Genomic DNA, 12404 nt, shown 5'->3' on the forward strand with positions numbered 1-12404 from the left:
CATGGCTAACATTCCAACGATTTCTTTCGACGCCATCATTATTGGTGGCGGCGGTGCCGGCATGCGCGCAGCGCTGCAACTGGCACAAGGCGGTCACAAGACTGCCGTGATCACCAAGGTTTTCCCGACGCGTTCGCACACCGTATCGGCTCAGGGTGGCATCACCTGCGCTATCGCTTCTGCGGACCCGAACGATGACTGGCGCTGGCACATGTACGATACCGTCAAGGGTTCCGACTACATCGGTGACCAGGACGCTATCGAATACATGTGTCAGGAAGGCCCGGCTGCGGTGTTTGAACTGGACCACATGGGTCTGCCGTTCTCCCGTACCGAGCAAGGCCGTATCTATCAGCGTCCATTCGGCGGTCAGTCGAAGGATTACGGTAAAGGCGGGCAGGCTGCCCGTACCTGCGCCGCTTCCGACCGTACCGGTCACGCGCTGCTGCACACCCTTTATCAGGGCAACCTGAAAGCTGGCACCACGTTCCTTAACGAGTACTACGCTGTTGATCTGGTGAAGAACCAGGACGGCGCATTCGTCGGCGTGATTGCCATCTGCATTGAAACCGGCGAAACCACCTACATCCGCGCCAAGGCTACCGTACTGGCCACCGGCGGTGCAGGTCGTATCTACGCATCGACCACCAACGCCCTGATCAACACCGGTGACGGCGTTGGTATGGCGCTGCGTGCAGGCGTACCGGTACAAGACATCGAAATGTGGCAGTTCCACCCGACCGGCATCGCCGGCGCCGGTGTACTGGTTACCGAAGGTTGCCGTGGTGAAGGTGGTTACCTGATCAACAAGCACGGCGAGCGTTTCATGGAGCGTTATGCTCCGAACGCCAAAGACCTTGCCGGTCGTGACGTCGTTGCCCGTTCGATGGTTAAAGAGATCATCGCCGGCAACGGTTGCGGTCCGAATGGCGACCACGTAATGCTCAAACTCGACCACTTGGGCGAGGAAGTGCTGCACAGCCGTCTGCCAGGTATCTGCGAACTGTCCAAGACTTTCGCACACGTTGACCCTGTTGTTGCTCCGGTTCCGGTCGTTCCGACCTGCCACTATATGATGGGCGGCGTTCCGACCAACATTCACGGTCAGGCAATCACCCAGAACGACGAAGGCGTCGACGAAATCATCCCTGGCCTGTTCGCAGTGGGTGAAGTGGCGTGCGTATCGGTTCACGGTGCCAACCGTCTGGGCGGCAACTCGCTGCTTGACCTGGTGGTATTCGGCCGCGCTGCCGGCCTGCACCTGGAAAAAGCGCTGAGCGACGGTATCGAATACGATGACGCCACCGACGCTGACATCAACGCGGCCCTGGCACGTCTGTCCGCTCTGAACGAGCGTACTGAAGGTGAAGACGTGGCAACCCTGCGTCGCGAACTGCAAAGCTGCATGCAGAACTACTTCGGTGTGTTCCGTACCGGCGAATACATGCAGAAGGGTATTGCTCAGCTGGCTGATCTGCGCGTGCGTATCGCCAACGTCAAGATCAACGACAAGAGCCAGGCGTTCAACACGGCGCGTATCGAAGCGCTGGAACTGCAGAACCTGCTGGAAGTGGCCGAAGCCACTGCTATCGCTGCAGAAGTGCGCAAAGAGTCCCGCGGTGCTCACGCCCGTGAAGACTTCGAAGACCGTGACGATGAAAACTGGCTGTGCCACACCCTGTACTTCCCGGGTGACAAGCGCGTTACCAAGCGTGCTGTGAACTTCTCGCCGAAGACTGTTCCGACTTTTGAACCTAAGATTCGGACTTATTAAGGGTGGCCGCCATGTTGCAAGTCAGTGTTTATCGTTACAACCCTGATCAGGACGCTGCGCCGTTCATGCAGGAATTCCAGGTTGATACCGGTGGTAAAGACCTGATGGTGCTGGACGTGCTGGCCCTGATCAAAGAGCAGGACGAAGGTTTCTCCTATCGTCGCTCTTGCCGTGAAGGTGTTTGCGGTTCCGACGGCATGAACATCAACGGCAAAAACGGTCTGGCATGCATCACGCCGCTGTCTGCCGTCGTTAAACGTAACAAGCTGATCGTTCGTCCGCTGCCAGGTTTGCCGGTTATCCGTGACCTGGTCGTCGATATGAGCATCTTCTACAAGCAATACGAAAAGGTTAAGCCATACCTGCAGAACGACACGCCGGCTCCGGCCATCGAGCGTCTGCAGTCCCCTGAAGAGCGTGAAAAGCTCGACGGTCTGTACGAGTGCATTCTGTGCGCTTGCTGCTCGACTTCGTGCCCGTCCTTCTGGTGGAACCCGGACAAGTTCCTGGGGCCGGCTGCTCTGCTGCAAGCCTATCGCTTCCTGGCAGACAGCCGCGACAACAAGACATCCGAGCGTCTGGCTTCGCTGGATGACCCGTTCAGCGTATTCCGCTGCCGGGGCATCATGAACTGCGTCAACGTTTGTCCGAAAGGCCTGAACCCGACTAAGGCCATCGGTCACATCCGTAACATGCTGCTGCAAAGCGGCGTGTGATTCAGCTGCTGTACCCGTAGGACCGCTGTACCCGTAGATGCTACGGCGCAGGCTTCAACCGGCGCCGTAGTTTTAACCTGGGCAGCAGCTTATAAGGCTGCGGCTCTTATTTTGAAGAAATGAGACAAGCAGGGGCATCCGGGCTGGTACCCGGACTATCAGCGTGATCCTAAGTGGCTTGTTTTAGTCGCTGCATTCGGACTTCTGCAAGTTTTCTCGGTGTCGACGCCGGTGGTGTTCCCCTAACCGAGGGTGACCAAGCATGCAAGAAAGCGTGATGCAGCGCATGTGGAACAGCGCCTACCTATCCGGTAGTAACGCTGCCTATGTGGAAGAGCTCTACGAGCTCTACCTGCACGACCCTAACGCTGTGCCAGAAGAGTGGCGCACCTACTTCCAGAAGTTGCCTGCTGATGGCAACACTGCCACCGATGTTTCGCACTCCACAATTCGCGATCATTTCGTCTTGCTGGCAAAGAACCAGCGCCGCGCCCAACCGGTTTCCGCCGGTAGCGTGAGCAGTGAGCACGAGAAGAAGCAAGTTGAAGTGCTGCGATTGATCCAGGCCTACCGTATGCGTGGCCACCAGGCAGCCCAGCTTGACCCGCTGGGGCTGTGGCAGCGTCCTGCACCTGCAGACCTGTCAATCAATCATTACGGCTTGACCAATGCCGATCTTGATACGACCTTCCGTGCCGGCGACCTGTTCATCGGCAAAGAGGAGGCGAGCCTACGCGAAATTCACGAAGCGTTGCAGCAGACATATTGCCGCACCATCGGCGCTGAATTTACGCATATCACCGATTCCGAGCAGCGCCAGTGGTTCCAGCAGCGTCTGGAAAGCGTGCGCGGCCGTCCGACGTACTCCGTCGACATCAAGAGCCACCTGCTTGAGCGCGTCACCGCCGGCGAAGGCCTGGAAAAATACCTCGGTACCAAATACCCGGGTACCAAGCGTTTCGGTCTGGAAGGCGGCGAGAGCCTGATTCCGATGCTCGACGAGCTGATCCAGCGTTCCGGTTCTTACGGCACCAAGGAAATCGTGATCGGCATGGCCCACCGTGGCCGTCTCAACGTGCTGGTCAACACCTTCGGCAAGAACCCGCGCGAGCTGTTCGACGAGTTCGAAGGCAAGAAGAAGGTCGAGCTGGGTTCCGGTGACGTTAAGTATCACCAGGGCTTCTCGTCCAACGTGATGACCACCGGCGGTGAAGTTCACCTGGCCATGGCGTTCAACCCTTCCCACCTGGAAATCGTTTCCCCGGTGGTCGAGGGTTCGGTTCGCGCCCGTCAGGATCGTCGTAACGACCCTACCGGCGAGAAGGTTCTACCGATCTCCATCCACGGTGACGCGGCATTCGCCGGTCAAGGTGTGGTCATGGAAACCTTCCAGATGTCGCAGACCCGCGGTTTCAAGACCGGCGGTACCGTGCACATCGTGATCAACAACCAGGTCGGTTTCACCATCAGCAACCCGCTGGACTCGCGCTCCACCGAGTACGCGACCGACGTTGCGAAGATGATCCAGGCGCCGATCCTCCATGTGAATGGTGATGATCCGGAAGCCGTGTTGTTCGTGACCCAGCTGGCCATCGACTACCGCATGCAGTTCAAGCGTGACGTGGTGATCGACCTGGTCTGCTACCGTCGTCGCGGTCACAACGAGGCCGACGAGCCAAGCGGCACCCAGCCAATCATGTATCAGCAGATCACCAAACAGCGCACCACCCGTGAGCTGTATGCCGATCGTCTGACCCAGGGCGGTGTGCTGGACGCAGAGCGTGTTCAGGCGAAAGTCGACGAATACCGCAATGCGCTGGACAACGGTCTGCATGTTGTAAAAAGCCTGGTCAAAGAGCCGAACAAAGAGTTGTTCGTGGACTGGCGTCCGTATCTGGGCCACGCCTGGACCGCGCGTCACGACACTCGCTTCGATCTGAAAACCTTGCAGGAACTGTCCGCCAAGCTGCTGGAAATTCCGGAAGGCTTCGTGGTTCAGCGCCAGGTCTCGAAAATCTACGAAGACCGTCAGAAAATGCAAGCCGGCGGCCTGCCGATCAACTGGGGTTACGCCGAAACCATGGCGTACGCGACCCTGGCGTTCGAAGGTCACCCGATTCGCATGACGGGTCAGGACATCGGTCGCGGTACGTTCTCGCACCGTCACGCTGTCTTGCACAACCAGAAAGACGCGGGTACCTACGTCCCGCTGCAAAACCTGTACAAGGGCCAGCCACGTTTCGACCTGTACGATTCGTTCCTGTCCGAAGAAGCCGTGCTGGCGTTCGAATACGGTTACTCGACCACCACGCCTGAGGCGCTGGTGATCTGGGAAGCCCAGTTCGGCGACTTCGCCAACGGTGCCCAAGTGGTTATCGACCAGTTCATCACCAGTGGCGAGCACAAGTGGGGCCGTCTCTGCGGTCTGACCATGCTGCTGCCGCACGGTTATGAAGGTCAGGGTCCGGAGCACTCTTCGGCTCGTCTGGAGCGTTACCTGCAGCTGTGCGCCGAGCACAACATTCAGGTAGCCGTACCGACTACGCCGGCTCAGATCTACCACTTGCTGCGTCGTCAGGTGATTCGCCCGCTGCGCAAGCCGTTGATCGTCCTGACTCCGAAGTCGCTGCTGCGTCACAAACTGGCCATCTCGACCCTGGAAGATCTGGCCGAAGGTTCGTTCCAGACCGTTATCCCGGAAATCGATGCCCTGGACCCGAAAAAGGTCGAGCGCGTTGTTCTGTGTAGCGGCAAGGTCTACTACGACCTGCTGGAAAAACGCCGTGCCGAAGGTCGTGATGACATCGCCATCGTGCGTATCGAGCAGCTGTACCCATTCCCTGAGGACGACTTGAACGAAGTCCTGGCTCCGTACACCAACCTCAAACATATCGTTTGGTGTCAGGAAGAGCCGATGAACCAGGGTGCCTGGTACTGCAGCCAACACCACATGCGCCGCATCGTTGGCAATCACGACAAGTCTCTCGTACTTGAGTACGCGGGCCGTGATGCTTCTGCTGCACCTGCTTGTGGTTATGCATCGATGCACGCTGAGCAGCAGGAACAACTGCTGCAAGACGCCTTTACTGTTTAACGCCTTCGCGCACCTGAAACCGAATTTAAGGACCCACAGATAATGGCTATCGAAATCAAAGCCCCCACTTTCCCGGAATCGGTTGCCGATGGCACCGTTGCCACCTGGCACAAAAAACCGGGCGACGCCGTCAAGCGTGACGAGCTGATCGTCGACATCGAAACCGACAAAGTCGTGCTGGAAGTGTTGGCCACCGCTGACGGCGTGCTGGGCGCTATCGTCAAGAACGAAGGCGACACCGTTCTGTCCGACGAAGTTCTGGGCTCCATCGGTGAGGGCAGTGCTGCCGCCGCTGCTCCAGCCGCCGCTGCTGCACCTGCTGCTGCCGCTGCTCCTGCCGAAGCGGGCGAAGACGATCCTGTTGCTGCACCGGCTGCTCGCAAGCTGGCTGAAGAAAACGGCATTAACATCGCTTCCGTTGCCGGCACTGGCAAAGGCGGTCGTGTGACCAAGGAAGACGTTGTTGCCGCTGTAGCTGCCAAGAAAGCCGCTCCGGCTGCCGCGCCTGCCAAGGCTGCTGCGCCTGCCGCTGCTGCTCCAGTGTTCGCTGCCGGCGATCGCATCGAGAAGCGCGTACCGATGACCCGCGTGCGGGCCACCGTCGCCAAGCGTCTGGTTGAAGCTCAATCGAACATGGCGATGCTGACCACTTTCAACGAAGTCGACATGACCGAAGTCATGGCGTTGCGTTCGAAGTACAAGGATCTCTTTGAGAAAAGCCATAACGGCGTGCGTTTGGGCTTCATGTCGTTCTTCGTGAAAGCGGCCACCGAAGCACTGAAACGCTTCCCGGCTGTTAACGCGTCGATCGACGGTGCCGACATCGTTTACCACGGCTACGCTGACGTCGGTGTTGCTGTTTCCAGCGACCGCGGCCTGGTTGTACCGGTTCTGCGTAACGCCGAACTGATGAGCCTGGCTGAAATCGAAGGCGGCATCGCCACCTTCGGCAAGAAGGCTCGTGACGGCAAGCTGTCGATGGACGAAATGACCGGTGGTACGTTCACCATCACCAACGGTGGTACTTTCGGTTCGATGATGTCGACTCCGATCGTCAACCCGCCACAAGCGGCCATCCTGGGCATGCACAACATTCTGCAGCGTCCTATGGCGATCAACGGTCAAGTCGTTATCCGTCCGATGATGTACCTCGCTCTGTCCTACGATCACCGTTTGATCGACGGCAAAGAAGCTGTGACCTTCCTGGTTACCATCAAGAACCTGCTGGAAGACCCGGCTCGTTTGCTGCTGGATATCTGATTTCGTTGCACGGGCCGCTCAGTGATGGACGGCCCTTCTGTAATGACCAGCTTCGTCCCACGACGGTCCTCAAAAGGGGCCGTCCGGTTTGATTCGAGAAGGAATGACACATGACTCAGAAATTCGACGTGGTAGTGATTGGCGCGGGCCCTGGCGGCTACGTGGCTGCCATTAAAGCAGCGCAACTGGGCCTCTCCACTGCCTGCATCGAGAAATACACCGACAAGGAAGGCAAACTGGCCCTCGGCGGTACTTGCCTGAACGTCGGCTGCATTCCATCCAAGGCGCTGCTGGACAGCTCCTGGAAGTTCCACGAAGCCCAAGACGGCTTCGCGATCCACGGTATCAACCACGCTGGCGTGACCATGGACGTGCCAGCAATGGTCGGCCGTAAAGCCAACATCGTCAAAGGCCTGACCTCGGGTGTTGCCACCCTGTTCAAGGCCAACGGTGTGACCTCGATCCAGGGCCACGGCAAACTGCTGGCCGGCAAGAAAGTCGAAGTCACCAAGCCTGACGGTTCGGTAGAAATCATTGAGGCCGAGAACGTGATCCTGGCTCCAGGTTCGCGTCCGATCGACATTCCACCGGCTCCGGTCGACCAGAATGTGATCGTCGATTCGACTGGCGCGCTGGAATTCCAATCGGTTCCAAAACGTCTGGGCGTGATTGGCGCTGGCGTGATCGGTCTGGAACTGGGTTCGGTCTGGTCCCGTCTGGGCGCAGAAGTGACTGTTCTTGAAGCACTGGACACCTTCCTGATGGCCGCTGACGCTGCCGTTTCCAAGGAAGCGCTGAAAACCCTGACCAAACAAGGTCTGGACATCAAGCTGGGCGCTCGCGTTACCGGTTCCAAAGTGAACGGCAACGAAGTCGTTGTGAACTACACCGATGCCAACGGCGAACAGAACATCACTTTCGACAAGCTGATCGTAGCCGTTGGTCGCCGTCCGGTGACCACTGATCTGCTGGCTGCCGATTGCGGTGTGACCCTGGACGAGCGCGGTTTCGTGCACGTTGACGATCACTGCGCCACCACCGTACCGGGCGTTTATGCCATCGGTGACGTGGTTCGCGGCATGATGCTGGCACACAAGGCTTCGGAAGAGGGCATCATGGTCGTCGAGCGCATCAAGGGCCACAAAGCCCAGATGAACTATGACTTGATCCCGTCAGTTATTTATACTCACCCGGAAATCGCATGGGTCGGCAAAACCGAGCAGACCTTGAAGGCTGAAGGCGTTGAAGTTAACGTTGGCACCTTCCCGTTCGCAGCCAGTGGCCGTGCCATGGCAGCCAACGACACCGGCGGTTTCGTGAAAGTCATTGCCGATGCCAAGACTGACCGCGTATTGGGCGTCCACGTGATTGGCCCGAGCGCTGCAGAACTGGTTCAGCAGGGCGCGATCGGTATGGAATTCGGCACCAGCGCTGAAGACCTGGGCATGATGGTTTTCTCCCATCCGACCCTGTCTGAAGCCTTGCACGAAGCAGCTTTGGCTGTGAATGGCGGCGCCATCCACATCGCCAACCGCAAGAAGCGTTAAGACAATAAGAAACCACGGCGGTACGGCCCGTCGTGAGCCTTGCATGCAAGACTCACCGCGGAATGTCCGCTGGACGCAGTCTTGCGTAGCTGCACCGGGGTAACTGGAAAGCTACGCAAGCAGCAGTCACAGGTGGTGCGGCACCACAACGGTGCAGCACCGAATGCGCAGTACCTAACGAAGACGGTAATAAGCATGAATCTTCACGAGTATCAGGGTAAGCAGCTGTTCGCTGAATACGGCCTGCCAGTTTCCACCGGCTACGCAGTAGACACCCCGGAAGCAGCAGCAGAAGCTTGCGACAAAATCGGCGGCACCGAGTGGGTTGTCAAAGCCCAGGTCCACGCTGGTGGTCGCGGTAAAGCGGGCGGCGTAAAGCTGGTTCGCAGCAAAGAAGACGCCAAAGCATTCGCTCAACAGTGGTTGGGCAAGCGTCTGGTGACTTACCAGACTGATGCCAATGGCCAGCCAGTCACCAAGATCCTGGTTGAATCGTGCACTGATATCGCTAAAGAGCTGTACCTGGGCGCTGTCGTTGACCGTTCGAGCCGTCGCATCGTGTTCATGGCTTCCACCGAAGGTGGCGTGGACATCGAGAAAATCGCTCACGACACCCCTGAGAAAATCCTCAAGGCCACTATCGATCCACTGGTTGGCGCTCAGCCATTCCAGGGTCGCGAGCTGGCATTCCAGCTGGGTCTGGAAGGCAAGCAAGTTGCTCAGTTCGCCAAGATCTTCGTAGGTCTGGCCAAGCTGTTCAAGGATCACGACCTGGCTCTGCTGGAAGTGAACCCGCTGGTGATCAAGGCTGACGGCGATCTGCATTGCCTCGACGCCAAGATCAACATCGACGCCAACGCCATGTACCGTCAGCCTAAGCTGAAGACTTTCCACGATCCGTCGCAAGACGATCCGCGCGAAGCGCACGCTGCCAAGTTCGAACTGAACTACGTAGCACTGGAAGGCAACATCGGTTGCATGGTCAACGGTGCTGGCCTGGCCATGGGTACCATGGACATCGTCAACCTGCATGGCGGCAAACCAGCCAACTTCCTCGACGTGGGCGGCGGTGCTACCAAAGAACGCGTTACCGAAGCGTTCAAGATCATCCTGTCCGACACTAACGTCGCTGCAGTATTGGTCAACATCTTCGGCGGCATCGTTCGTTGCGACATGATTGCCGAAGGCATCATCGGCGCAGTGAAAGAAGTCGGCGTGAAAATCCCGGTTGTTGTTCGCCTTGAAGGCAACAACGCTGAGCTGGGCGCTAAAGTACTGGCAGAAAGCGGTTTGAACATCATCGCTGCTACCAGCCTGACCGACGCTGCTCAACAAGTTGTCAAAGCTGCGGAGGGCAAATAATGAGCGTCCTGATCAATAAAGACACCAAAGTTATCTGCCAGGGTATTACCGGTTCGCAAGGTAGTTTCCACACCCAGCAAGCCATCGAGTACGGCACCAAGATGGTTGGTGGTGTAACTCCAGGCAAAGGCGGCACCGAACACCTGGGTCTGCCAGTGTTCAACACCGTGAAAGATGCTGTAGCCGCCACTGGCGCCACCGCCAGCGTGATCTACGTTCCAGCTCCTTTCTGCAAGGACTCCATCCTGGAAGCAGCATTCGGCGGCATCAAGCTGATCGTTTGCATCACTGAAGGCATTCCTACCCTGGACATGCTGGATGCCAAGGTCAAGTGCGACGAGCTGGGCGTAGTCCTGATCGGTCCTAACTGCCCAGGCGTGATCACTCCAGGCGAATGCAAGATCGGCATCATGCCAGGTCACATTCACTTGCCAGGCAAGGTCGGTATCGTTTCCCGTTCCGGCACCCTGACCTACGAAGCTGTGAAGCAGACTACTGACGCCGGTTTCGGTCAGTCGACTTGCGTCGGCATCGGTGGTGACCCGATCCCGGGTTCGAACTTCATCGACATCCTGAAGCTGTTCCAGGAAGACCCGAAGACCGAAGCGATCGTGATGATCGGCGAGATCGGCGGTTCGGCTGAAGAAGAAGCGGCTGCCTACATCAAGGCACACGTGACCAAACCGGTTGTTTCCTACATCGCTGGTGTGACTGCTCCTCCGGGCAAGCGCATGGGCCATGCTGGCGCAATCATCTCTGGCGGCAAAGGCACTGCAGACGAGAAGTTTGCTGCCCTGGAAGACGCAGGCGTTAAAACCGTGCGTTCGCTGGCAGACATCGGCAAGGCTTTGTCCGAGCTGACCGGTTGGGCGATCAAGTAAGCCTCGCGCTTAACTGACGCTTCGCCAAACAAAGGCCACCTTCGGGTGGCCTTTGTCGTTTCCGGGTGATCGTTCCCACGCTCTGCGTGGGAATGCCGCCAGGGGCGCTCCGCGTTCCGCCTTTGAATGTGACGCGGAGCGTCATGGGATGCATTCCCACGCAGAGCGTGGGAACGATCTGTGCCAAGGTAGGAAAATTAGGTATGTAAACGCGACATTGAAATGTCGCGTATCGGATAGTTCGCCCTGTAACAGTGCGTTTGTCGTGCAAATTCGTTAGGCTAGCAGCCATTTTTGCGTCCGCGGCCCACAAGGCAGCGACGCGCTAAACGGGTTAGTCCTATACGGGCCGACAGCATTTCCCTCACCCATAAGGGAAATCCCTCTCTAAATTCCGATTCAGTAGTGTGGTATTTCCTTAATGAAAGTGTTGAAAGGCCAGGACATCCTGGCACTGGGTTTTATGACATTTGCCCTGTTCGTCGGGGCTGGCAACATCATCTTCCCGCCTATCGTCGGTTTGCAGTCCGGGCCTAATGTCTGGATGGCGGCGCTGGGTTTTCTGATCACGGCGGTTGGTTTGCCGGTGATCACCGTTGTCGCCCTGGCCAAGGTCGGTGGTGCAATGGATGCCTTGAGCAGCCCGATCGGTAAAGTCGCTGGTGGCCTGCTGGCAGCCGCGTGCTACCTCGCTGTCGGCCCGTTGTTCGCGACGCCGCGCACCGCGACCGTGTCGTTCGAAGTGGGCCTGGCGCCGCTGACTGGCGAGAGCCCGCTGGCGTTGTTTCTCTATAGCTCGGTGTACTTCCTGCTGGTGTTCTTCATCTCGCTCTACCCGGGCCGCCTGCTCGATACCGTAGGACGTTTCCTCGCACCGCTGAAGATTATCGCCCTGGCCGTTCTCGGCATCGCCGCGTTTGCATTGCCGGCCGGTGATATCGGCGTGGCCACGCCTGAATATGTCGCAGCACCGTTCTCCCAGGGCTTTATCAATGGTTACCTGACCATGGATACCCTGGGTGCGCTGGTATTCGGCATTGTCATTGTCAATGCGATCCGCTCCCGTGGCGTGGAATCACCAGCGCTGATCACCCGTTACGCGATCATCGCCGGTCTGATTGCCGGCGTGGGCCTGGCGCTGGTTTACGTCAGTCTGTTCCGTCTCGGTTCGGGCAGCCATGAAGTGGCCGCCGGTGCTGCCAACGGCGCGGCGGTATTGCACGCGTATGTTCAACACACGTTTGGTTCGTTGGGCAGCGGCTTCCTTGCTGTACTGATCTCCCTGGCCTGCCTGGTTACAGCGGTCGGTCTGACGTGCGCTTGTGCCGAATACTTCAGCCGTGTACTGCCACTGTCCTACAAGACGCTGGTGATCATCCTGGCTGCGTTCTCCCTGTTGGTGTCCAATCTGGGACTCACCAAGCTGATCGCGTTCTCGATCCCGGTGCTGACCGCCATCTACCCGCCGTGCATCGCCCTGGTAGCGCTGAGCTTCTGCAAGGACTTCTGGCATGAGCAGGGCCGCATCGTCGGTCCGGTGATGCTGGTGTCGTTCATCTTCGGTCTGATCGATGCCCTCAAGGGCGCCGGTCTGGCCGATTGGATGCCGACCCAGCTGACTCACCTGCCACTGAGCGAGCAGGGTCTGGCGTGGCTGGTGCCGGCGGTCATGACCCTGGTGGTCGCGGTGGTCTGCGATCGTCTGCTGGGCAAGCGCGAAGAAGCGCTGGCTTAAGCTGCTTCACGGCCCGCCACAAGCGGGCCTCGAAC

8 protein-coding genes are annotated in these 12404 nt (G+C 58.3%); all 8 read left to right on the forward strand.

Features of this window, described 5'->3' with window-relative positions; genetic code table 11:
- Position 1: 1 nt before the first annotated feature.
- The 8 genes from sdhA to brnQ all read left to right on the forward strand — a co-directional run bounded on the left by sdhA (position 2) and on the right by brnQ (position 12369).
- Positions 2-1774, forward strand: coding sequence for a succinate dehydrogenase flavoprotein subunit (sdhA, locus tag ACZ9IM_RS02720; protein ID WP_123496127.1), 1773 nt, complete (start codon positions 2-4; stop codon positions 1772-1774).
- 11 nt (positions 1775-1785) lie between these two features.
- The gene (locus ACZ9IM_RS02725; RefSeq protein WP_007898989.1) at positions 1786-2490 is read left to right on the forward strand and encodes a succinate dehydrogenase iron-sulfur subunit; all 705 of its coding nucleotides are present in this window, start codon (positions 1786-1788) and stop codon (positions 2488-2490) included.
- 262 nt (positions 2491-2752) lie between these two features.
- Positions 2753-5584 carry a 2-oxoglutarate dehydrogenase E1 component gene (locus ACZ9IM_RS02730; protein WP_007898987.1) on the forward strand — a complete coding sequence of 944 codons (2832 nt, stop codon included), beginning with the start codon at positions 2753-2755 and terminating at the stop codon, positions 5582-5584.
- Positions 5585-5626: 42 nt separating this feature from the next.
- A complete protein-coding gene (gene odhB / locus ACZ9IM_RS02735; protein ID WP_008071474.1) occupies positions 5627-6844 on the forward strand; it encodes a 2-oxoglutarate dehydrogenase complex dihydrolipoyllysine-residue succinyltransferase in 1218 nt (405 codons plus the stop codon).
- Positions 6845-6954: 110 nt separating this feature from the next.
- Positions 6955-8391 carry a dihydrolipoyl dehydrogenase gene (lpdA, locus tag ACZ9IM_RS02740; protein WP_008013855.1) on the forward strand — a complete coding sequence of 479 codons (1437 nt, stop codon included), beginning with the start codon at positions 6955-6957 and terminating at the stop codon, positions 8389-8391.
- A gap of 195 nt (positions 8392-8586) precedes the next feature.
- On the forward strand, positions 8587-9753 hold the full coding sequence (gene sucC, locus ACZ9IM_RS02745) for an ADP-forming succinate--CoA ligase subunit beta (protein ID WP_007898980.1): 1167 nt from the start codon (positions 8587-8589) through the stop codon (positions 9751-9753).
- On the forward strand, positions 9753-10634 hold the full coding sequence (gene sucD, locus ACZ9IM_RS02750) for a succinate--CoA ligase subunit alpha (protein WP_123496133.1): 882 nt from the start codon (positions 9753-9755) through the stop codon (positions 10632-10634). Before sucC ends, sucD begins: the two co-directional genes overlap by 1 nt.
- Before the next feature lie 421 nt (positions 10635-11055).
- Positions 11056-12369, forward strand: coding sequence for a branched-chain amino acid transport system II carrier protein (gene brnQ / locus ACZ9IM_RS02755; protein ID WP_427628174.1), 1314 nt, complete (start codon positions 11056-11058; stop codon positions 12367-12369).
- The last annotated feature ends 35 nt before the right edge of the window (positions 12370-12404 follow it).

Source organism: Pseudomonas sp. TE12508 (assembly GCF_056279485.1).

Bases quoted from the DNA above. Each gene is read 5' to 3' on its own strand.
- sdhA (WP_123496127.1), top strand. From the start codon at position 2: ATGGCTAACATTCCAACGATTTCTTTCGACGCCATCATTATTGGTGGC.
- ACZ9IM_RS02725 (WP_007898989.1), top strand. From the start codon at position 1,786: ATGTTGCAAGTCAGTGTTTATCGTTACAACCCTGATCAGGACGCTGCG.
- ACZ9IM_RS02730 (WP_007898987.1), top strand. From the start codon at position 2,753: ATGCAAGAAAGCGTGATGCAGCGCATGTGGAACAGCGCCTACCTATCC.
- odhB (WP_008071474.1), top strand. From the start codon at position 5,627: ATGGCTATCGAAATCAAAGCCCCCACTTTCCCGGAATCGGTTGCCGAT.
- lpdA (WP_008013855.1), top strand. From the start codon at position 6,955: ATGACTCAGAAATTCGACGTGGTAGTGATTGGCGCGGGCCCTGGCGGC.
- sucC (WP_007898980.1), top strand. From the start codon at position 8,587: ATGAATCTTCACGAGTATCAGGGTAAGCAGCTGTTCGCTGAATACGGC.
- sucD (WP_123496133.1), top strand. From the start codon at position 9,753: ATGAGCGTCCTGATCAATAAAGACACCAAAGTTATCTGCCAGGGTATT.
- brnQ (WP_427628174.1), top strand. From the start codon at position 11,056: ATGAAAGTGTTGAAAGGCCAGGACATCCTGGCACTGGGTTTTATGACA.